The sequence below is a fragment of the Campylobacter concisus genome (genome assembly GCF_003049705.1).
Classification (GTDB): domain Bacteria; phylum Campylobacterota; class Campylobacteria; order Campylobacterales; family Campylobacteraceae; genus Campylobacter_A; species Campylobacter_A concisus_AR.
Window position 1 is genome coordinate 234,194 of record NZ_PIRF01000003.1, and the last position, 22,338, is coordinate 256,531.

The following is a 22,338-nucleotide window of genomic DNA, read 5'->3' on the forward strand; positions in this document are numbered from 1 at the left end:
ACAAAAAAGTGTCTGTTTTGCCGGTTATAATGCTTTAAAAATTTAAAGGAGGAAGTATGGATATAGAAAAATTTGAATCTATGCTAAAGCAAATCAAAATCCTAAATGATAAGCTAGAGATCAAGAAACTACGCGGTAATAACGATTAAATTTGTTTTTAGCACTTCTTGATATAAACCGACGAGGTGCGACTACACTCACGCTTTATTTACTCGCTACTTGATCCAAATTCGTCACATTATCAAAAAGAGTTATTTTTAGAGCTTTTTATAAAGGCGTGCGGGCTAGAGAATTTTGGACTAGATCCGCAAAGCGCAAAAGTCTATAAAGAATACGAAAACATAGATATCTATATAACTAACGGCGCGAAGCATATTATTTTAGAAAATAAAATAAATGCCGGCGATCAAGAGGCTCAGATCAAAAGATATATAAAAACCGTACAAAAAGAAAACGACGGCGAAGCTGAAATTTATGTACTATTTTTATCGCTGCAGGGACACGAGCCTAGCGACTATAGTTTAAGCGGGCTAAAAATCGAAGGCGGCAAAATTTTAGAAAAAAACGGTAATGAAGTGGCTAAATTTAAGGTGGTTTCATACGACAAAGAGATAATGGCGTGGCTTGGCTTATGTCTTGATGAGGCTGGAAATTTGGCAAACTTAGCTGCCGTGATATCGCAATACAAAAACGTAATCGAAAAAATTTATGGAAAATATAAAGGAGTACAGATGGACGAAAGAAAAATAATCGAAATAATACTTAAAAACTATGACGTAGTTGATGAAATAAGAAATAAATACTTTGATATGGCCAATGCAAATAGACTTAACGAATTTATGTCAAATGTAAAAACTGAGCTTGAAAAAAGATTATCACAAGAATGGTGCGTAGAAATAGAAGAGGCTGATCCTAGTAGATATTTTACGCCTATATATATTTTTAAAAGAAGTTGGGATAATGGCTATTTATTGGCATTAGTTTTAGAATTTGATAGTAAAAATTTTTTATATCCATATATCGGACTTGCTTATGATACAGATAGAATAAATAAGGCATACGTTGATAGTATACAAATTAAAATTTCTAGCGAATGGAATATAGGTACAAGATTTGCTAGATGGAAGTGGCTAAAAAAAGATCAGTTTTTGAGAGAGATAATTTTTTATAAATATAGCGAAGCCGAACTAGTGGATGAACTAATAAAAATGAAAGATGAGCTAGAGCCATTAGCTGATGAAATCATTAAGTTAGCTGTGGTATAGGTCAAACAGTTATTTTTGGATAGATAGGTCGCCTCAATCGCTAATGCCAATTTAAAGAGTTGGCGATTGATTGACCGATCTTAACTTTATCTATTTCTAAACTATGACAAAAGCTGTTATATAGATATTTATAGACAAATTTTGTCCATATTTTTATTTATAATAAAAATATAGGAGCAAAAATGAGCGAACAAGAACTTTGGCAAGAGTATGATGAATTTTCTTTTTTGGCGCAGGCTAAATCAAGCTATGATTACGTAAATAACGCAAATTTTACTAAATATAGCAACACAGAGACGTCAAAAGATTTTTACAGGCAAGCCGTTAAGGCATTAAGTAGCCCTTATGATGTCGTTATTGAAGCTAAATTTATACTGCAAAATCTAAAAAACGATTTTGGCTGTGACGCCGAATTTATAAAAGAGATATGCTCTCAAATCTTAAATACAGAAATGACGCCATACGAGTATCAAGAGGTGGCTAAAATTATAGAAAACTTATAGCTCTATCACTTGATAAAATGGCTCTTTTGCACCGCTACTTGCTGAGTTGTAAATTTTAACTCCGTTTAAAATTTCTATGTGAGATTTTGGCTCATGGATATGCCCACAAAGGATGATCTTTGCTTTTAAAAGATTATTTTTAATAAGCCTTGCAAGCTCTATATCTCCGTGATCCTTATCATTTTTACTGATGCTCGTACTTGTCTTTGCTGGGGGAACGTAGGTCAGTAAGATATCACACTCCGCAAATTCAAGCAGATCATCACATAAGTAAGGCACGCAGCCAAATTTAACACCATTGATAGTTTTTATGGTGCCATCAGGGTATATGTCATTTATAGAATTTAGCCAAGATGCTGGTGCATCGTGGTTGCCAGAGCAAACAAACACTAATTTTTTAAAGCTTTTTAGCCACAAGGTAGTTTGTTCTTTTTCTTGCGTATTATCTTTGTTTAGAAAATCTCCACTAAAACAAAAAATATCAAATTCATCTTGATGTGCCAAAATATAGTCAAAATAGCTAGTATTAAAGTGCAGATCGCTAGCGTGAAAAAGTTTTAGATTATTCATTTATACCGGTTGCCAATATTCTAAATCTAACTGTATCCATATCTAGATTGTTATCTGTGCTAGTCATAAATATAAAATCTAGCTCAAGCTCAAAAAGTTTACTAGTAATTTCTTCAATGCTGGCAAATGATAAATTCTCATTCATCTCAACATGCATAAATATTGCGTTAGCTTTTGAAATCACGCTTTTTAATCTTTGATTTATTGTGTTGCTAAGTTTAGATATTTTAAAAGTCCCGACAAAGCCATCTATCTTACCATCATAAGACATTATTTTCATTATATCGTGCAAGTCTATAATAACGCCCATCGTTGCTCCTTTAAAAATTTTAGATATTTTAGCCTAGAATTTGGACGTATCTTGTCTTGTTAAATATCTATTTCCTTAAAATAACTTCCTACTTCATCTCTTATTTTATTAGCTAGCTCTTTTGGCTCAAGCACCTTGATAAATGGCAGGTAGTAGTATATGAGCGGTTTTATCTCCATTATGTGCGTAAATTCTATCTCTATCTCGACTGAGCCGTCGCTATCTTGACCGGTTATGCGTTGCTTTGCGTGCGGCTTTCGCTCGAAGTATTTTGCCACTTCTGGCGCTAGCAGTAGCCTTGCCGTTTTTGGTGCTTCTAAATTTGCCCATGCCGAGTTCATCGCTTTTATACGCTCATCTAGCTCACTACTTAGTTCAAATTTATCCCCGCTATGCTTTATATCTTTTATGCTTTTTAGGTGAAATTTTTTAAATTTATTACCCTTTTTGCTATCAAGCAAGAGAAGATACCAAAATCCCTCAAAAAGTGCCAGCTTTAGAGGTTTTACAAGAAACTCAAAGCCGTTATACGTGCATGTTATCTCCGCTTTTTCTCTTATAGCATCCTCAAGCGCTTGAAAATTTACAAGATCCTCCTCGCTTAGCTTTTCGTTGTTTATGTTTGTAAGTATCGGGTGGTTTAACTGCTGAGAAATTTGCTCTAAAAGCACGTGGGCCTTGCTGTAAAAATTTGATCCCATGTTTTTTGCCACGTTATCAAGGATATTTAGCACCACTCTATCATCGCCGTCTAGTCCGTCGCTAGCGTCCTCGTCATTTAGGCTCCAGTAGTGCCCCTTTTTGACGGCGCCATACTCTCTTAATGTGTCATAAAGGTCGCGCTGGATAGTCTTTGAGGTCACTCCAAGCATGGCTGTTAGCTCTTTTATCGTGTGCGGCCTCTCTCTTAGCTTTAAGGCTATTAAATTTATGCGTTCAAATTTGCTGTTTTCTTGTTTTGTTATGATGGGTTTCATTTGACCTCCTGGTTTAGGGATTATATCCAAATTAGGACTAGAGGATGTCTTTTCTAGCATAATATCTGCCTAAGGCCATCTAGTGCGCTACATTTTAGACTTATGCCGATATACTCTGAGATGTAGTTATCTCTTGGATTTATGCGGATAAGAGTTGCTTTTTTTGATCGTTTAACGAATTTCTCGCCAAAATTTCTAATTGTTGGCACCGCAAGCCCAGCGCCCAGCTCTATGATGACAAAGCGGCTATCTTTGTTTTGCTCCAGCCACTCTTCATATCTTTTGTGCTGTGCCAAGGTTCTTTTTGAGTTAAACTCATGATCGTAAAACATCATGATATTTGGGCGGCTCACGCAGCCACACTCAGGGCAAACTGGCATCTTTGTAACTATAAATTTAGCCTCATCGACCTCTACGCTACTCTCACACATGCTCCATATCATCCCATCGTCGTTGTGGATGCACTGAGAGTAGTGAATAGAGCCGTGGCACTCATAAATTTTCTCCTCGCTAAAACCAGCCTTAGCAAAGTGCCCATCGACGTTTGAGGTATAGACGAAGTAGTTTTCGTTTTTACTTTTTACAAGATCTAAAAGCAGTCCAAAGCCCTCATGAGGCTCTGTGTTTTTATATAAATTTAGCCTGTGGCCATAAAATGCCCAAGCTAGCTTTGGATCGTCAAAAAACCACTGCGGATTTGCCATATCTTCAAAGCTTAAATTTTTATCCCTTAAAAGTGGATAGGCTTTCCAAAAACCTAGATTTCCTCTAAAATCAGGCAATCCACTATCTACACCCATGCCAGCACCTGCTGTGATGATGACTGCATCAGCCTCCGAGATAATCTTTTTGATCTTATTTATCTTTTCTTGCATTTTGATCCTTTCGTAAGAAATTTTAGTAATTGTAATGAGTTTATAAGACAATTTTTTGTCTGTTATCTTTAATATATTTACTTTGTAAAAAGTGATATAGCTAATTAATTTTTTAAAAAAGAGAGCTTGTGAATGCAGAGGAGGTTAGTTTTGGTTTTATGTGAGATGAAAATAATATAGAAATTCTATTGTTTCAGCGTCTGTATGTTTGGAATAGGGCTCAATGGAAACAGCTTTTTAATGATCTTCTTAATGGCTTTAAGGAGCAAAGATTGCATTTTCTTGGTTCAATTATATTAAAACAATTACCGAGCTCAATGGTAGAAGGAAGTCGTAGAAGCCTAATAGATGGACAACAAAGATTAAAGACTTTTTCTATTTTAGTTAAGTCTATTTATGATTTATTGGATGAAGATAGACTTGTTGATTATGTAGGTTTTTTGTACGCAGAGCCCACAAAATATAAAAATCCAAAAATAAAACATTCTCATATAAATAGATCTTCTTTTGAGGCCATTATAAATGCTAAAGATTATTCTGAAGTATGTGAGTCAAAAGATGATGGTAAATTACTTGCTTGCTATAAATATTTTTCTGAAAGATTAAAAAATAGTAATTTAGAAAGCAGCGATATTGTTCGTTTCTTGGACTATATATTAGAGATGAAGTTATGGGTCGTTATAAATTTAGATGAAAATGAAGACGAACAAAAATATTTGACTCTATAAACTCTGCAGGTCTGGTTTTATCGTCAATGGATATCATCAAAAACGCAATATTTGATAGACTTATAAAATCTGGAAATATGGGTGATGAAAAAGCAAAAGAAATATACAGATATTATGTAGCAAACGCACCTAAATTGTATTTTGTATAGCCTCAACTAGCAATTTTTTATTCTCGTTGTTCATCTTGTCATAGTTAAAAATCAAAAATCTAGTATCTACTAAAATTCCTTGCACTATTAAATAATTTGTGCCATTTTTCCATTCCATTATAGCTTTGCCGATATTCTTAAATTTACCATTTATTGCGGTGCTAAATTTGTTATTATTTTTATTGTAAGGCATCAAAAAAGCATTGTAAATATTGCTTGTATCATAACTGTTTTTGCTCTTTATAATATAGGCTGTATATTCACCATAAGCTACTTGCTTTGTTATATCACTGCTTTGTGGTAGCCCTTTTAAATTAACACCATATTTATAGTATTTTGCATCTAAAATATAAATTTTATCGTCATAAATCATAATGGTATCTGGCTGTAATGAGCTATTATCTTTATCTTTTGTATATCTTAGTTCCCACTGCGTTTTTGGAAAGTATATATTCTTATCAGCAATTCCAAATGCGCTATCTATCATTTTTTCCCAAATCGCATAAAATTTGGTAGTACCAAATTTAAACTCATTTTCTTTTAGTTCATTGTCGTTTTGTAAAAGCATATCTTTCATAGAGCTAAAAAGCAGTCGCTTTTTATCATCAAAAGTGTTGTTTAGTTTGTTTTGTAAAATATAAAGGCAGTGATTTTTGCTTGTTGGTAGATTAAATTTTGGTGGCATAAATGAGTTATAAACAAAGCCAAATTTATGAAAAGCTTCATAAACACAATATCTATTTATGGCTGTAATTAGTTCGTTTTCATTTGTTTGATTTTTCTTGGTTTGAAACTCTGTATAAACGAAAGAACCATTTTTTTGAACCAAAGGGCAATTTTTCTTAATTGTTCTAGCAAAATTTATCTTACCTTTTGTGGCGGTTTGATAAATGGCTTCTCGTTCTATGTAGTAGCTGTGGGCCAAAAAATACTCTATGACATTTTTATAAGCGATGATTGGAAAGGTTTGTTCTATTTGATCGTTATTAGTATCAGTAAAGTGTATTTTGGTATGGGATTTATTAAATTTTAAAAGCACGGATAAGAGCTTTCTAATGTCAGCTCTTATATTTTCATCATCTAAATCAAAACCTAGTGGAAAGCAAATTTGCAACTTATTATTTTTGCTTCTAATGCCAACAAAGTCATCGTTTATGGCATTATTCAAAAAGCAATGCTCTTTTAAATTAGTTATTTGCTTCATCTATGTTATTTTGTGTCTCTGCTTCGTCTTTTTCGTTTTATTTCGTATTTTTAGCTAGTTCTTCTCTAATTTCGTCATTAAAAATATCAAATTGTAAATCCCCGCTATTTTCATCATTTATAAAATGAACAATAATAGCTTCTAGCGTTTTAAAATTGCTATTGAATGCACCCTTGTCAAATTTAAAAACATCATCCCAAAGGTATTTTAAAACCTTGTATGCAAATAGTTCTTTATTTTTTAGCTCATTTTCAGTTAGGAAATACACACCTAGCCTCTTATCTTCCATTGAGCTTGTATTATCGCCACTTTCAGTAATTACACTATTTATAGTGGTGCAAAATTTTTCCCAAGTTATGGTTGTGTCTAGGATAGGCAACTCTTTAAATTCTTTTGCTGCATTTTTAAAAGAATTTTCAATCAGTCTCATAGTAAATCTACGCTGAAATGCGGTGTCAAGCGTAAAGACATTTTGGTCACTTGTATTCATTGTGGCGATTATCCATAAATTTGAAGGAATTTTTATAGGTTTATCTGTATTGTTTTTACCATAAACTATTTTTGCAATATTTTCATTATTGACAACATAAACACTGTTGCCGTCCTTGTCTCTATCAAGCAACTGAAAAATTTCGCCAAATATCGCAGGTGCGTTACCTCGATTTATTTCATCAATGACTAAAAGATACTTCTGGGTTGGATTTTTATAAGCTTTTTCTAAAATTTTAGTAAAAGGTCCGGGTTTAAAATCATAACTTACAGCACCATCATCTTTTAAAGCAGGCATTATCTGTCCAACAAAATCACTATATGAGTAGTCAGGGTGGAAAACTAATTTTTCAAAAATATAATCATGCTTTGGATGCTCGGTTTCTATTGTATGACTTTTACCACTACCTGGCACACCATAGTAAATTATATTTTCTCCGCCTTTTTCTCTTGAATTTTCATCAATTTCTATTTCATCATTGCTGTCTTTTTCGTGACTACTTTCATCTAGTAAAAAATCAATCTCTTTTTCTTGTAGTTTGTATAAAAATTTACCGCTTTTGCAACGATACATAATACTGTATGGCAAATCTATTTTTATCGGTTCTATGTCAATATTTTCTAATTGTCCATTTTCTTTCTTTATAAGTTTTTTTATAATAAAAAACTCTCCGCTTTCGATAGTTTGTACATAGCCAAAAATAATATCATCTGTCAAAACGGTTTCGTAGTTTTTTATATCTTTAATTTCTAAGTCATCTTTTAATGAGCAAATCCAAGTATTCATATTATATCTCCAATCCCGTTAAATTCGTCACATTCTAAATTGGTGTTATATGGAACACCAATGTATTTTTTTGAATAGTGGTCAGTTTTATATACAAAAAAACTACCGTATCCCCTTTTTACAATCGTGTCTGTCCTTAGTATATTAAAATTTCTTAGATAGCTTTCGGCTATTGTGTCATAGCTTTCGCCAGAATCTATATCCAGCATCAAAGTATAATAATCGTTATGTTTTTGCATAACATATCTGTAAAACTCTAAACCATATATTGATATTTTTGCATTATGTTCATTAATAGTCATGTTTAATACCAAGAATTGTCCTGGAATTATTTTTTGATACTGAATATATTTGGTTAGTCTAAACCATAGTCCATCTCTATGTCTATTGTCTTTTATGTGAACCTCGAAATACTTATTTAAAATCGGGTCAAATATTTGAAAATATGCACTTTTTGTTTCACCATCATATGTTGTCTTTTTGTTATTAACATTAAAGGAACTGGAGTTGCTTATTTTATTAAATAGTTCGGTAATTTCATTTATAGATGTAAGATTTATATATAAATCTCTACCTGAATATCCAGTTAATTGCCTTGTTGCCATAATAAAGTGCGTATTCATAAGCTAACCAATAAGTATATTTTTTGTGTATTGTAGTAAAAAGACACTTATTTTGCTATAAATATTTTTTAAATACCTTTGCAAATACTTTTGACATTAGTGGCGGAACAGCATTACCTATTTGCATATAGGTTTTTAGGTAAGGTCCAAAAAATAGATAGTTATCAGGAAAACTTTGAATTCTTGCGGCCTCTCTTGGGGTAATGGCTCTAATTTGAGTTGGGTGAATATGCGAGTGACAGTCCATTTTTAAATGTGCTGTAATCGTTCTGCTAGGTTCATTTTCTACTAGCTTAAAATATTTATCCTTAAATATGTGATTTCTATGGGAATAAGGCATAATATCTTTTATTGTTTCGGTTGTGGAATCCTCCCCCTGCTTTAATAATGAATATATCTTTAAGTTTGTCTCATTTTGAAATCGTGCCTTATGGTTGTATGTAAGCGAATAGATATTATTATTATTTATCAAATTCAAATACTCATTATTTTTATATTTATTTATAGAAATTTTTGAACCCGATTCGTCATCGCTTTCCGTTTGGTTTTGTTTGCTTGGGCAAACTAAATTTTCAATATTATCTAGTGCATCTTTTAGAATAAATTTTTTATTTTTTTTTGTTTCATTTTCAATATCGCTCATAATTTTATCTACATCTAAATTATGTTTTTTTGAATATTCCTTATTTATACCAATATAAATTAGCCTAATTCTTTTTTGTGGAACGGAAAAATTAGTCGCATCATATAACCTATATTTAGCTGTGTAGCCTATTTTATCAAAATCCTCTACTACTTGATTTGCTACTTTTAGCATACCTCTTACATTTTCCATTATTATAAATTTAGGCTTTAAATCATTTACAAATTTTACAAAATATTTATACAAAACATTTCTAGGGTCATCTATAACTCGTTGCTGATTAGCACTGCTAAAAGATTGGCAAGGCGGACCACCTATAATCATATCAACTTGTAAATTTACATATTTATGTATATTTTGAGATATTAATTTTACATCATCGTTAATTATACGAGATGAATTTATTTCAGGGTGATTAAAACTATAAGTTCTTAAAGCATCTTTATCAATATCGTTTGCTAACAATATATTGTAGCCCATTTTACTAAAACCATAACTAAAACCACCTGCACCGCAAAACAAATCAATAATTGTAGGCGATTTGCTTGTTTTTTTCGCTTGTATAGATTTTCTATATTCATTTGAAAATTTATTAACAGTAGTTATGAAGAGCTTTTTATTGTTTGCATAAATTGATAAATTTAGAATCAATCTATCATAGTCTTTTTTTAAAATTTCTTTTAAGATGTCAATTTCTTGTTCGCTTTTTATAATTCCTATATGCTTTAATTCATTGTGTAACTTATTGCTATTTAATTCTATAGTTTTTAAATTATATAATTCTTTGGTTTTTTCTATTATACGATTAATTAAATCAATATTTTCCAAAAAATACTTTTTTTCAAGAGGTGTCTTTATATTTGATGCATTTTTAAAAAACATTGTTAAGCCTCATAAATATTTTTTTAAAACCATAGCTATATATTTTGACATTAGTGGCGGAACAGCATTACCTATTTGTTTATATTGTTGTGTTATTGAACACGGAAAAACAAAATCATCAGGAAAACTTTGCAATCTTGCTGCTTCTCTTGGAGTAATGCTTCTCTCTTGTGTATAATCTGGGTGGATGAATTGATTACCATCTTTATACAAATGAGCAATAATTGTTTTTGATGGGGCATCATAATTTTGAACACAATAGCTATTATTAAATAACCTTTTTTTTATATGTATTAAGCTAGGCTCATTCTTATATAAATCTGATAAATCCCATTTGTTTTTTGCCATAAGGCGGTATCTTTTTCTATCTAGTTCATTATGATTTCTAGCAATATGTCCATGCAAGAGATTATAATTATTTTGCCTAATTAACTTTAAATAACTTGATTTATTGGTTGGATTAAAATTAACTGTTTGCATTCCCTCAGATGGCTTTAATTTTGGCAAATCAGATATAGCATCTCTTACTGTCGTTTTTTTAAGTTTTTTTGTAATATTTTTAAGCTCATCATAAATACTTTTAGGATTTATACTTAAATCTTTTCTTGTGCCTATAATAATAATTCTTTTTCTGTCTTGCGGAACCCCAAAATCAACAGCATTCAATAAAATCATATCTTTGTTTTCAATAATATTGTAGTTTTTTTTCATGCCATCAAATATATCTTTAATTATAGATTTGCCTTTTATTTTCGTAGATAATATGCCACTAACATTCTCAAACACAAAGAATTTTGGTTTAAAGTAATTTAGTATATTTAGGTAATTTTCATATAAATAGTTCCTTGGATCTTTCTTCATGCTAAATGGATCTCTTGCCTTACCGTGTGATGAAAAAGATTGACAAGGTGGCCCTCCTATAATAACATCTATATCACTTGTTTTGCCAATATTGCTCTCTATAATGCTTATAATATTTTTATCTGTTATATCAGTTGGCTTTATTTTATTAATCTCATTTTCGTGATACCCATAATGCCTCATTCTTTCTTGTAGTGTTAAACAAGCATATTTATCAAGCTCTATATGAGTAAGGGCCATATATCCTTCCTGGTAAAAACCCTCTGCCATACCACCAGCGCCAGCAAACAAATCTATAAATGTGTGTTTTTTCATTTTGCTTGCTCGCTATTTTTCCATTCTCTAACAACTTGCAATATATCATCATTTTTTAGTTGCGACAACATATCAAGCACAGCTTTCATAGCAATAGGTTTATTTGTTTCTCTAAGCCACTCTATATATGTTCGCTCAGAAATATTAAGCCTATTTGCCATCTCTTTCTTGGTGATATTTTTAAGCTCATTTGCTTCGACTAATTTGTGGATTTTATGAATAATTTGTGCTAATTTCACTTTTTATCCTTTGTTATTTTGGAATTATATATTATAGATCATAAAAAATCCATAAAACATAAATTGTATTACATTTTAATGTATATATTTTTAGTTTTATTTAATGCATATCTAATTTGGTACAATAACGAAAATTTTATAGGAGAGGAAGATGACAAAGAAATATAAAACTAAAATGGAAGATAGTTTTAAAACAAAAGTTCAGCTATTTTTGTTTGACAAGGCTTTTTCTTGGGACAACTTGGATGAAAATGGATGCAATGATTACTACATTATGAGTAATATTGAAACTATAAAAAAGGATTTTAAAAATTTTGAGGTTACTAATGAAATAGCAAATTTATATAGTAGTAAATACTACCAACTTGAACTAAATAGTGATAAAAGTAAAATAAAACACAAGGGCAAAGAGTTAAGCATTATGATTATAGAACAAAGACAATATTTTGTTCAAAAATCTAAAGAATTTACAGAAATTTTAGATGCACTGGAAAAAGAATATGAAAATGATTTTGAAGAAAAGTTTTCTGAAACAGATTTTAACAAGATGCTTAAAAAAACAACTTGCTCATATTGCGGTATAAGCCTAGCTCAGATCGAAGAGCTTGGCAAAAATGGCAAGCTAAACAACAAAAGAAGCGATACACGCGGATATACGCTAGAGATAGATAGAATGCTACCAAATTTGGAGTATAGCAAAGAGAATTGTTGCATGGCTTGCTACTGGTGTAATAATGCAAAAACCGATGAATTTTCACCAGAAGAATTTAAGCCTATTGCTGAAGGTATTAGAAAGACTTGGAATGAAAGACTGAAGGCTATTGGGTATAGCGAAGAAGAAATAAAAGACGTGCCAGACCCAGAAATTTGGAACACTAAATTTGATGCAAGCATGGAGCCAGATATAGAGAAATAATTAAGGCGGTAACTCTACCGCCCAAATTTCTCCGCCGTTATGCAGTGTAGCGCACCGCCAAGCTCTATGATCTCGCTTAAATTTATCGTCTCTACATCGCAGCTACTATAAAATTTCTTGATCTGCTGCAGCGCAACATCGTCATCATCTATCCCATATATAGGAACTATTAAAATATCCTTAATTTTAATAAAATTTAAGTAAGCACCCCAATCTCTCTTTTTAGTGAAAAATCCCTCACGATACTTCATAAATTTCACATCCAAACCGCTCTTTTTAAGCGTCTTTACGAGCCTATCATTAAAGCTTTTATTCTCATTTGAAAAGTCATTTACTAGCACGCTATTTTCATCTATCCATCTCACCATGGCGTCGCTGTGCCCTAACATATCGTAAGGCTGTCTTGGTATGATGATGAGCTCATTTAATGCACATTTTTGCTTTATAATCTCTACGATCTCGGCTTTTGTTTTTAGTGGATTTTCTCTAAAAATTTTATCGGTCATGATGGCTTTGCCTCCAAACCTTACGAAATTTCCGCCGTCTAAGACTAAATTTATATGCTCTTTTAATGGCTGGATATTTGTTCTTAGATGGCTATACTTTTCATCTTTTAGGTAGTCTGGATCGTAGTCGTAAGAGATGAGGCGCCCATCATCAAGCAAAATCGGCATAAAGTCCCTCATCCAAATGTCTTTAGTCTCTAAAAGCTCGTATTTAACCCCGTGTTTGTCAAATATCTGACACAAGCTTTTGGCTGTTTTGGTGTGGTGCTTTGCCAAAAGCGCGGAAAGTAGGATAGTTGGCTGCATATTTGCTCCTAAATTTGATAGTTTTTGTGAAATTTTACTAGTAAATTTCTGGACATTTTTTGTCCATTCTAATTGCTATAATTTCAAATATCGCAAAAAATGTATCGGCGATAAAAATCAAAAAAAGGATAATCAATGATCTACGAGCAACTTAAAATCCTCATGCAAAACAGCGACAAAAAGGCGCTCTCAAAAGCGCTTGGCTACGTAAGAGAGCAAAATTTCACAAGAGCACTTGCAAATTTAGAGGCGGCAAACAGCCTTGATGAGTTTATCACAAAGGGGCACTTTGATTGGGCACACAGCTCAGAAACACTGATCCTAGCCCTTAGCAAGTACTTTGGTCTTAATATAGACGCTGAGCTTAACGAGGTGCAAAAACTCTACAATGAGCGAATAAAATTTAGAGGCTCGTATATTTATATAGATACGGATTTTAGGCGCAAGAGCGAGCCTATATTTGCCCTTGCTATGGCGCAGCATTTAAGATATATCAGCCTAACGCCGTTTTTAGACGAGCTTTGTTTTAAAGCTTTGCACGAGCAGCTAAAAGTCATCTCAAAGATCACAAAAAGCTACTATCAAAAAACACAAACTCTGCCTATTTTTGGTGTCATAACTGGCTTTAAGCTCTATTTTCTAGGCAAAAATTATTCACTTGATACAAACGGAAATTTTACGGATAAAGAGATCGCTGAACAGGTGGCGGTGATTAAATTTTAAAGGGCAAAAATGGGAAAATTTACAAACGAACAAAGGCAAAAACTAAATAGTATAAACGAAAGGCTTTATGACCTTGAACGCCGAGTTGTACCACGTGCAAAACAGATAAACATCTCTGTAAAAGATAAAAAAGAGGCATGGGATCATGAATGTAGCCTGCTGCTCTATTTTTACTCAAAGGATGAACTTCTCATGCGATATGGGCAGTTCATGAATCACATAGATGACTACTTTTATACGGAAAATCAAAACGAATTTAGAAACTGGCCCACACATGAGATGTCTGGCGAGTGGCACTGCTGGTTTTACCACTGCTTATATGACCATACGGATCTTAGCTGGGATGAAATTTTAACTATCGACAGGATGGATGGTAAGCTTCGCTCATGGTACGACTATACGCCTATAGATCTTTGCCTAAAAAAGCTAGAGTGCAGCGAGAGAGAAGAGTATATCTCTGATGCCAACAAAGATCAGTGGGAGCAGATAGAAAAGATAAATAAAGCGCTAGCTAGCTATCAAGATATCCTAATAAGAGATGCAAAAATGCTTGAAAATAGGCTAAAAGCAAGGTTTGAGGGTGGATTTATCGAGGATTATGCTATGGAATTTCGTTTGGTCTTTCGCTTGCGCGAAGATGATCCAGATTATGATGAAAATGACGATAATTTCTTAGCTATCATCAATGAGCCTATCATCCCTGGCGAAATGAGCAAGCAAAAGAGCCGATGGACGCAAAACTGCAATGAATATTTTGGTAGCTCTGTCTATTTTGACAAGAAGGCATATTTTTGCTATTTATTTGCAGCTTTTAATAATAACACACATATCAATAAGATCAAAGATATACTGCGCATAGGTTCTGTTGATATGGCGCTTTGCTGGGATGAATACTATGAAATTTAAAGCAAGATACCATAAGATAAAGATTATAAAAGGAGGTGAATTATGGCAAGCCAAACAACGATAAAGTGTCCAAACTGTGGGTGTGAAATAGATATAAATGACGCCTTATATCATCAGTTAGAAGGTAAATATAAAGTTGAATACCTAGCCCAAAAGAAGCAGCTTGAAGCTGAACTTGAGGCTAAAAGAAAGGAGCAGGAGGCTTATTTTGAGAGTTTAAGAACAAAAGAGCAGCAACTGCAAGATCAAAAAGAGAAATTTGAGGAAGAAATCAAAAAAGCTACGCAGTTGCAGCTAAAAATGGAAAGAGCAAGACTTCAAGAGGAGCTGCGAAAAGAGATACTTGACGAGCAAAATGAGTCGGTGGCACTCTTGCAAAAACAGCTTGAAGAGAAGTCAAATCAAGTAAAGGAGCTAAATATTACAAAGGCTCAAATTTTGCAGCTTCAAAGGGAAAAAGAGGAGATGGAGTCTGCCATAACCGCAAAGGCTGAGCTGGCATTAAATGAAAAGCTAAAAGAAGAAAAAGAGAAGATACAAAAGGCTGCAGATGAGCAAAATGAGCTTAAATTTAGACAAAAAGAGGAACAACTAAAACAGCTTCAAGAGCAACTTCAAATAGCCCAAAGAAAGGCCGAGCAAGGCAGCATGCAGCTTCAAGGTGAGGTGCAGGAGCTCGCGATAGAAGAGTGGCTGAGGGAGAAATTTCCATTTGATACTATTGATGAGATCAAAAAAGGTGCAAGAGGTGCTGACTGCGTGCAGATCGTGCATACAAGGGAGTCTCAAAACTGTGGAACGATATATTATGAAAGCAAGAGAACAAAAGAATTCCAAAGGTCTTGGATAGAGAAATTTAAGGCTGACATGAGAGAAAAAGGCGCTGATATCGGTGTCATAGTTACTGATGCTATGCCAAGTGATATGCAAAGGATGGGGCTATATGAAGGTGTTTGGATCTGTACGTTTGAGGAATTTAAAGGCTTAAGCGCTGTTTTAAGAGAGCAACTCATAAGGATACACCACGTCTTGATCGCGCAAGAGAACAAAAGCGACAAGATGAGCTTGCTCTATCACTTTTTAACCAGCAATGAATTTAAAATGCAAATAGAAGCGATAGCAGAGGCATTTTCGACCATGCAAAGTGACCTAGATAGCGAAAAGCGCGCGATGCAAAAGATATGGAAGCAAAGAGAGAAGCAAATCGAAAAGGTACTAGATAACACCATAAGTATGTATGGCTCTATAAAGGGTATCGCTGGAAATGCGGTAGCAAACATAAAAGCCCTTGAGCTACCATATAGTGGTGATACGCAGGAGTGAGATAAGGAGCGTTAAGGCGCTCTTTTTAAATTTTTTCTCACAAAAATTTCTCAAATTTTTATAATTATGGACATAAAAATGTCTTTTATACCGAGTAAAATAGCTTCAAACAAAAGCAAAAGGAGTTTGTCGTGGAAAAAGAGATTTTTTACGTAGATAGCGAGATATATGAGCTTACGACACTTTGGACACTTCGTGCTATTTTTAATCTTGGAGGAGAAAGAGAGTTACTAAGAAGCGGATGTGACGATGTTTTAGATTTTTTGGGTATCGAGTCAAAAGAGCCCAAAGAAGAAGAGATTCAAAATCTTAAAAACAGATTTGAAATTCTTGAAAAAAGTCAAATTTCATGCGGACTAAAAGATCTTGAACACAATCTAAATTTACTTCAAGAAAATTTAGGTCTAAATAGTACCGAGAGAGATATTTTGAGATTTGTTGCGATCATGTACAACTACGAAGTGATATCTAATGCTTGCAGTTTACTAGGAGATCTAAACAACATACAAGCCACAAAAGCCATCTCAAAGATACTAAATTTACGTTTCGGCGATGTTCAAAAAGCCTTTAAAAAAGATGGAATCTTTGCCAAGACTTCGATTGTAAAACTAGAAAATAATGTGCATAACCTAAAATATAAAATCGATGTCATAAATAATAACTTTATGTGCGATTTGTTTGTTAAATGTGAAAGCATGGATGAGATATTTGAAAGCTCGATAAAGCCGTGTAGTAAGACAAATTTGACAACAAAAAACTATCCTCATATAAAAGAAGATGTGAAAATTTTGCTCTCGTTTCTAAAAAATGCCGTTAGAAAAAAGCAAAAAGGAGTAAATGTGCTTCTATACGGCTCAGCAGGGACTGGTAAAACTGAGCTTAGTAAAGTGATAGCCAGTGAGCTAAATTTAAAGCTTTATGAAGTAGCTTATGATGACGAGTACGGATATGCGACTGAGGATCGAAGGCTAAGGTCATATTGCCTTGCACAAAACGTATTGTCTGCTGGATCAAATTTGCTCATGTATGACGAAGCAGAGGATATATTTAACACAAATAATGACGAAAAACGACAGTATGGTAAAGCTTTTATCAACAGATCTCTTGAGACTAACGAGCTGCCTACTATCTGGATAACCAACAATATCTACTGTATGGATGAAGCTGTAGTTAGAAGGTTTAACCTAGCCATAGAGATAGGCATACCAACTGAAGATGTAAGAGCAAAGATCATAAAAAAATATAGTGAAAATTTGATAGACAATAAGCTCGTAAAAAAGCTAGCTAAAAATCAGTTTGTAGCCCCAGCAGTCGTTAGTAACGCTAGCTTAGTCGTTTCAAATTTAAACACAAAAGATAAAAATAAAGCTTTTGAGCGAGTGATAAGCAACACTCTAAAAGCACAAGGCTACGATGAGATAGAAAAAGATGAAAAGCCAAGCGCTGATCTGCCAAGTAGCTATGATCCAAATTTCGTAAACTCGGACTGCGATCTAAACGAGCTAATACAAGGCATAAAAGAAAGCAAAAGTGCAAGGATATGCCTTTATGGCGTGCCTGGAACTGGCAAAAGCGCTTACACTAAATTTATCGCTAAAAGCCTTAAAAAGCCGATCATCATCAAAAAAGGAAGCGATCTTTTGTCTATGTTTGTAGGAGGAACTGAGAAAAATATAGCTCTAGCCTTCAAAGAAGCCAAAGATAAAAAAGCGGTGCTAGTCTTTGACGAAGTGGATAGCTTTTTGCAAGATAGAAGCATGGCTGCAAGAAGCTGGGAAGTAACTCAAGTGAATGAGATGTTAGTGCAGATGGAGAGCTTTGATGGTATCTTTATCGCCACGACAAATTTGATAGATAATCTTGATAAAGCTTGTCTTAGAAGATTTGATCTAAAGCTTGAGTTTGGATATTTATTGCCAGATCAAGCGCAAAATTTATTTAAAAAAGAGTGCGCGCTGTTAAAAGTAAAATTTGACGAAAATGCAAGCAAAAAGGTCTCAAGCCTTGGCTTGCTAGCGCCTGGAGACTTTGCTAGTGTGAGAAGACAAGCTAAATTTAGACCTATAAAAAATGGCGATGACTTTTGCCATAGACTTGAGCTTGAAGTCGCACTAAAAAATGAAGAAAAGAGTGTTAAGATAGGGTTTTAGGGATCATCCCTAACGAGGTGTTTTTTGTCTGATCTGTCAGACAAAAAGTATCCTCGCCCAGATGAAATAAAAGATGGCTTTTTGATAAATGATATCATATGTATGCGAATAGTAAGCTGGTTATGGATTGTGTTTTTCGTTGTTTATTGATCCATTTAAGATAAATCAAAGAACATATAGCAAAATATTAAAAAGCCATAAAATTAAGCATAATTTTATAATCTTAAATGGTCTTAAATTTATAAATCAATCTTTACTCTTTATACTACAGCACTATCATTTTAAATAGTTTACTACACTCACCCTTCCTCTCCTTGATAAAAATTTACCTCCTCAACTAGATCCTTTAGAATTTTTGGAGTTACTGGCTCCCCATAAGTATTCATGGTGATCTTGTATTGTTGCTCGTGTCCTACAAGAGCAGCTATATACTCAACCCTTTGGCCACTTTGAATGAGCTTGTTTATGAAAGTGTGTCTAAATGAGTGAAACGTCCTTGTTTTATCACTATCTTTTATAACTTTAGTATTGATTTTCTTTCTAAAATACTCAGAGAAGTCTTTATTATCACAACTAAATAGCCTAACTGCTTTGCCGCATTTCCTAGCTAGCTTCTTTTTACTCTCTATAAATTCAAATAGCCCAATGCTATTTAGCTTAGAGTGGATAGGAACTATCCTTATGGAGTTTCTAGTCTTTAAAGTCTTGCTCTTACCAGTTTTTACATCTATTTTTGTATTTAAACTAAAGCATACTATGTTATATTTTTCGACTATGTCATCTGTGTTTAGCTGGATTATCTCATTTAGTCTCATGCCAGAATAAGCTGCTATATGAGTAACGAAAAATAGCTCATCTTTGCTAATCCTTTGACTTTTAGTATCACCACTTGATCTAATCTTACTAACAATATCCAAAAGTGCGTTTACGTCACTATCTTCATAAGGGTTTTTGTTTGTAACGTCATCTTGGTTTATACTTATTTGCAGATCTATAGCTGGATTCTTATCCATATAGTCACTATCGTAGCAGTCACTATCGTAGCAGTATTTAAAAAACTCACTAACTCTAACAATATACTTCTTGATGGTTGATTTAGAAATTTTTGGTCTATCTTTTGCTAAAGCCATGATCTCATCTAGGCTTTTATCTTTATAGAGACTATTTTGAGAGAGTTTGGTTGGTAGTTGTAGTAAGACATTTCTAAAATTTAGCAAGTCATCTCTTTTTATCTTTTTGATATCTAGCTCATCGCCAAATTTCATAGATATTAGCCGTCCTACATGTCTAACAAGACCAAATGTGCTATCACTCCAGTTGTTTGAAATACTCGTGTTTGATACATAGTTTTCAAATGCACTCTTTAGTGTGACCATGTCAGCTTTGCTCTCGCTTTTGGTAGTTAATGCTAGATTGGATTTAAAGCTTCTAGCTCTATTTGAGAAGAGCTTTTGAAAGAAATTTATAGCTTCATTGAAAGTCATGCCACTAGTATCACTTGTATCATCTATCGCAAGGTCTTTAGCCTCAATGTCACTTAAAACTATGCCCTTATCTTCATATTTATCTGCCTTGTATAGCTTTACCTGACCACCAAAGGTAGGATCATCTAAATTTCCATACCCAAATTTTAGATCATCACTTAGCTCATTGTCTCCATCTGGTGATAACTCACAACCAAATATTCTTAGGATATCGTTTTGTGTGAGTGCGCCTTTTTGCTTGGCTAGCTCATTTATAGAATTTCTTAGCTCACAAATAGAGTGCTTTAAGGACTTTTTAGTAAAAGGCAGCACCAAATTCTGCTTTTTTAAAGTCTCTATGTCATCTTGATAGCTATCTATGTTAGCCTCTTTAACGCCTTTTGCTATCTCGTCTTTAGTATTATTATCTAAATTTGCACTCTTGTGCTTTTTACCAAGTGGTACAAATGTCTGTTGCTTATTATTTAGTAGTTTTTGGTTTTTGCACATCTTATATGATATGTGATTTATGTTATCTATCGTTGCCTCAAGCACTCTTTTGCCAAGAAGCTTTTTGGTGTGAGAGTCAGTGCAAGATAGCTTTTTGCAGATATCATCAACTTCTTTTGATATGACGCTGGGCAAGCTATCTTCTTTTAAACTCTGTTTTAAAAACAAATTTAGTGATAGTAGTCCATCTAAATTTATATATCTGCCAAGCATATCATGCTCTTTGATACTTTTGGCCTCTTTGGCTTTTAAAAGCATAAGCACCAAGTGCTCTATAAGTTCGCTGCTCAAATTCATCTTCCATGCCTTTTTGATCGCGTTAAAAATTATAGAGTAGATCTTAGCACGATTTTTTGCTGTATCAAAGCGTTTTGTGAGGAAGGAGGTTATATATTCGGTTTTATTACCAAAATAAGGTCTCAGATATAGTGGGATAGCTACTCTAAAGTAGTATATACCATTTCGTTTGACTAGATATTGCATCTTTGTTACCTATGCAATATAACTTTGTAGCAAAATGTAGCAGATACTTAGTGTGAAACTGACTATGTGCCGTCTTTTTGGTGCTTACACAAGGTTTATTTTTAAACCCTCATAAGCCGGAGGTCGGGAGTTCAAGTCTCCCCCGTGACACCAAAACGCACTATTTTAGGCACTAGCAGTGATGCTTTTGTTCTTTCCCTTTCTTTAAAATTTCCTTTAAGAGTGGAACACTTAGTTGCTAAAGTGGGACAGCCTCTTAAAAATTCCAACAATTATAAAGTCATCACCCTTGTAATGCCATAAAAATAAATTTGTTTTAAATTCTTGCTTCTAGTTTTTATTTTAGGTCACCTTTAAAATACCCCAAGGAATATCCAGCTACTGCCAACAGTTAAGCTTCAGTAAGCTTAACAGTAAAGATGAAGAGCTTCATAGTAGAGCCTTTGTAAAGAATTTTCTTAAAGGCTTTCAAGAAAGCTTTGAGAAAGACTATACTGCGCAGTCTTACATACAAAAAATGAAAGAGGATATAATGACGAAGAAATAAAAGGTTATACGAGTTTGCGAACCGGTTCTAGTTATATAAATTTCAAAAAACATAACCGATATGAAAGATCTAGTAAAAACCATAACTCATGAAAACCAAAGATTGATGGATATACAAGATCATAGAGATATAAATAAAAATAGAGACGATGATACCAAATACTCATCAAATTTCTCAGACTTTGCGAGAAGTAAAGCATTCAATTGGGGCAATATCAAAACAATGGAGAGATTTTTTAAATACAAAATCAATAAATAGGGAAGATAAATTATTAAATAATATGATAGAAAATGGTGGAAATATTTTTAGGTATACAATTTTTCAAGGAGCAAATTATGAACTTCGCAATACAATAAAAGACAATACTATCGGCGGTAGTGGTAATGAATGATTTTTTTAATGCTTTCTGGCGAGAATTTCAATATAAAATCGTAGATTTAATCGTATATTTAGCCAATCATCACCCATTAGTTGCTTGGATTATCTTATATTTTTTGGGTTTGCTTGTACTATATTTTTGTTTTAAGTTTATTCGCCATTGTTATATAATCTATAATAAATCTAAAAATATAAAAATTTTAAAAATAGGTATATTATTGTTTATTCCTATTGTTATTGTTTTTTACTTTCTCGTTAAATTCACAATTTACAAATCAAATGGGTATTTAGTTTATTTTTGCATCTTTTCGTGGATTTCTACTATTGGCGTGATTTTTTGGGCTTTGCGACCTGAAAAATTTATACCAGATAAATCACAGAATAGAAACCCTAAAAAACAAAAGAATCAAAAAGTTAAATTTGAAAAAAGCAAGAATTCGTTAAATTTTACAAATGTAAAATTAAAAAATAAACAAAACAGCGGTGATAAATAGAAATTTTAAAAATATCTTTAAAATAGGAATGACTGAAAGAATAAACGAAAAACTATTAGCCAATACTCCAAAAGGAGGAAAATTAGGTAGCGACGGTATATTAAGACATAACGGCAAAGAGTATGTAGCTCATAGTATGGATATAACGGGAAATAAAGTGATATATCAACAATTAGGTAAAATAATAAACCGGTAGAGGTTTATAAAATTACT

Annotated in this window: 22 protein-coding genes and 1 pseudogene; 11 read left to right on the forward strand and 12 right to left on the reverse strand. The window is 33.2% G+C overall.

Annotated features, from left to right (window positions below; genetic code table 11):
- The first annotated feature begins 185 nt into the window (after window positions 1-185).
- The gene (locus CVT05_RS04755; protein WP_107697984.1) at window positions 186-1,265 is read left to right on the forward strand and encodes a PD-(D/E)XK nuclease family protein; all 1,080 of its coding nucleotides are present in this window, start codon (window positions 186-188) and stop codon (window positions 1,263-1,265) included.
- 182 nt (window positions 1,266-1,447) lie between these two features.
- Window positions 1,448-1,768: a hypothetical protein gene (locus tag CVT05_RS04760; protein WP_107697985.1), complete on the forward strand. Its 321-nt coding sequence runs from the start codon at window positions 1,448-1,450 to the stop codon at window positions 1,766-1,768.
- Here the strand turns inward: CVT05_RS04760 and CVT05_RS04765 are convergent.
- Genes CVT05_RS04765 through CVT05_RS04780 form a run of 4 tightly spaced genes read right to left on the reverse strand, consistent with a single transcriptional unit; the run spans window position 1,763 to window position 4,500 of the window.
- Entirely contained in the window at window positions 1,763-2,338 is a 576-nt protein-coding gene (locus CVT05_RS04765; RefSeq protein ID WP_107697986.1) for a metallophosphoesterase family protein, read from the reverse strand. The genes CVT05_RS04760 and CVT05_RS04765 overlap by 6 nt on opposite strands.
- Entirely contained in the window at window positions 2,331-2,648 is a 318-nt protein-coding gene (locus tag CVT05_RS04770; RefSeq protein ID WP_107697987.1) for a hypothetical protein, read from the reverse strand. Before CVT05_RS04770 ends, CVT05_RS04765 begins: the two co-directional genes overlap by 8 nt.
- A gap of 59 nt (window positions 2,649-2,707) precedes the next feature.
- Window positions 2,708-3,625, reverse strand: a complete 918-nt coding sequence (locus CVT05_RS04775; protein ID WP_107697988.1) for a helix-turn-helix transcriptional regulator — start codon at window positions 3,623-3,625, stop codon at window positions 2,708-2,710.
- 53 nt (window positions 3,626-3,678) lie between these two features.
- A complete protein-coding gene (locus tag CVT05_RS04780; RefSeq protein WP_107697989.1) occupies window positions 3,679-4,500 on the reverse strand; it encodes an SIR2 family NAD-dependent protein deacylase in 822 nt (273 codons plus the stop codon).
- A 188-nt stretch (window positions 4,501-4,688) separates the two neighbouring features.
- On the opposite strand from CVT05_RS04780, the gene CVT05_RS04785 reads away from it, so the two are divergent.
- Window positions 4,689-5,228, forward strand: a complete 540-nt coding sequence (locus CVT05_RS04785; RefSeq protein ID WP_159071216.1) for a DUF262 domain-containing protein — start codon at window positions 4,689-4,691, stop codon at window positions 5,226-5,228.
- A gap of 129 nt (window positions 5,229-5,357) precedes the next feature.
- Here CVT05_RS04785 and CVT05_RS04790 read toward each other — a convergent pair whose 3' ends face one another.
- The 6 genes from CVT05_RS04790 to CVT05_RS04815 form a co-directional block, all read right to left on the reverse strand.
- Window positions 5,358-6,572, reverse strand: coding sequence for an LlaJI family restriction endonuclease (locus CVT05_RS04790; protein WP_107698023.1), 1,215 nt, complete (start codon window positions 6,570-6,572; stop codon window positions 5,358-5,360).
- A 46-nt stretch (window positions 6,573-6,618) separates the two neighbouring features.
- Window positions 6,619-7,857 (reverse strand): McrB family protein, encoded by a 1,239-nt coding sequence (locus tag CVT05_RS04795; protein WP_107697991.1) that lies wholly within the window; start codon window positions 7,855-7,857, stop codon window positions 6,619-6,621.
- Complete coding sequence (locus CVT05_RS04800; protein WP_159071217.1) at window positions 7,854-8,462, reverse strand: hypothetical protein; 609 nt, start codon at window positions 8,460-8,462, stop codon at window positions 7,854-7,856. Before CVT05_RS04800 ends, CVT05_RS04795 begins: the two co-directional genes overlap by 4 nt.
- Window positions 8,463-8,535: 73 nt before the next feature.
- On the reverse strand, window positions 8,536-10,005 hold the full coding sequence (locus CVT05_RS04805; RefSeq protein WP_107697993.1) for a DNA cytosine methyltransferase: 1,470 nt from the start codon (window positions 10,003-10,005) through the stop codon (window positions 8,536-8,538).
- 9 nt (window positions 10,006-10,014) lie between these two features.
- Window positions 10,015-11,181 (reverse strand): DNA cytosine methyltransferase, encoded by a 1,167-nt coding sequence (locus CVT05_RS04810; protein WP_012001261.1) that lies wholly within the window; start codon window positions 11,179-11,181, stop codon window positions 10,015-10,017.
- Window positions 11,178-11,420 (reverse strand): hypothetical protein, encoded by a 243-nt coding sequence (locus CVT05_RS04815; protein ID WP_012001260.1) that lies wholly within the window; start codon window positions 11,418-11,420, stop codon window positions 11,178-11,180. Before CVT05_RS04815 ends, CVT05_RS04810 begins: the two co-directional genes overlap by 4 nt.
- A gap of 151 nt (window positions 11,421-11,571) precedes the next feature.
- Here CVT05_RS04815 and CVT05_RS04820 point away from each other — a divergent pair, with 151 nt between their 5' ends.
- Window positions 11,572-12,336 carry a hypothetical protein gene (locus CVT05_RS04820; protein WP_107697994.1) on the forward strand — a complete coding sequence of 255 codons (765 nt, stop codon included), beginning with the start codon at window positions 11,572-11,574 and terminating at the stop codon, window positions 12,334-12,336.
- A 14-nt stretch (window positions 12,337-12,350) separates the two neighbouring features.
- Here the strand turns inward: CVT05_RS04820 and CVT05_RS04825 are convergent.
- Window positions 12,351-13,202, reverse strand: a pseudogene (locus CVT05_RS04825) (agmatine deiminase family protein); the annotation flags it as partial.
- Window positions 13,203-13,283: 81 nt separating this feature from the next.
- Between CVT05_RS04825 and CVT05_RS04830 the strand changes: the two are divergent.
- The 4 genes from CVT05_RS04830 to CVT05_RS04845 all read left to right on the forward strand — a co-directional run bounded on the left by CVT05_RS04830 (window position 13,284) and on the right by CVT05_RS04845 (window position 18,250).
- On the forward strand, window positions 13,284-13,871 hold the full coding sequence (locus tag CVT05_RS04830; RefSeq protein ID WP_107697996.1) for a hypothetical protein: 588 nt from the start codon (window positions 13,284-13,286) through the stop codon (window positions 13,869-13,871).
- A 9-nt stretch (window positions 13,872-13,880) separates the two neighbouring features.
- Window positions 13,881-14,777 carry a hypothetical protein gene (locus CVT05_RS04835; RefSeq protein WP_107697997.1) on the forward strand — a complete coding sequence of 299 codons (897 nt, stop codon included), beginning with the start codon at window positions 13,881-13,883 and terminating at the stop codon, window positions 14,775-14,777.
- Window positions 14,778-14,816: 39 nt separating this feature from the next.
- Complete coding sequence (locus tag CVT05_RS04840; RefSeq protein ID WP_199906736.1) at window positions 14,817-16,100, forward strand: DUF2130 domain-containing protein; 1,284 nt, start codon at window positions 14,817-14,819, stop codon at window positions 16,098-16,100.
- Between the two features lie 131 nt (window positions 16,101-16,231).
- Entirely contained in the window at window positions 16,232-18,250 is a 2,019-nt protein-coding gene (locus CVT05_RS04845) for an ATP-binding protein (RefSeq protein WP_107697999.1), read from the forward strand.
- Window positions 18,251-18,549: 299 nt separating this feature from the next.
- Here the strand turns inward: CVT05_RS04845 and CVT05_RS04850 are convergent, their stop codons facing one another.
- Entirely contained in the window at window positions 18,550-20,706 is a 2,157-nt protein-coding gene (locus CVT05_RS04850; protein ID WP_107698000.1) for a tyrosine-type recombinase/integrase, read from the reverse strand.
- Between the two features lie 695 nt (window positions 20,707-21,401).
- Here CVT05_RS04850 and CVT05_RS09270 point away from each other — a divergent pair.
- From CVT05_RS09270 to CVT05_RS04860, 3 genes are read left to right on the forward strand one after another with little or no spacing between them, the layout of a single operon-like run.
- Window positions 21,402-21,644 (forward strand): hypothetical protein, encoded by a 243-nt coding sequence (locus CVT05_RS09270; protein ID WP_141089847.1) that lies wholly within the window; start codon window positions 21,402-21,404, stop codon window positions 21,642-21,644.
- Entirely contained in the window at window positions 21,637-22,125 is a 489-nt protein-coding gene (locus CVT05_RS04855; RefSeq protein ID WP_107698001.1) for a hypothetical protein, read from the forward strand. Before CVT05_RS09270 ends, CVT05_RS04855 begins: the two co-directional genes overlap by 8 nt.
- On the forward strand, window positions 22,115-22,321 hold the full coding sequence (locus tag CVT05_RS04860; protein WP_107698002.1) for a hypothetical protein: 207 nt from the start codon (window positions 22,115-22,117) through the stop codon (window positions 22,319-22,321). Before CVT05_RS04855 ends, CVT05_RS04860 begins: the two co-directional genes overlap by 11 nt.
- The last annotated feature ends 17 nt before the right edge of the window (window positions 22,322-22,338 follow it).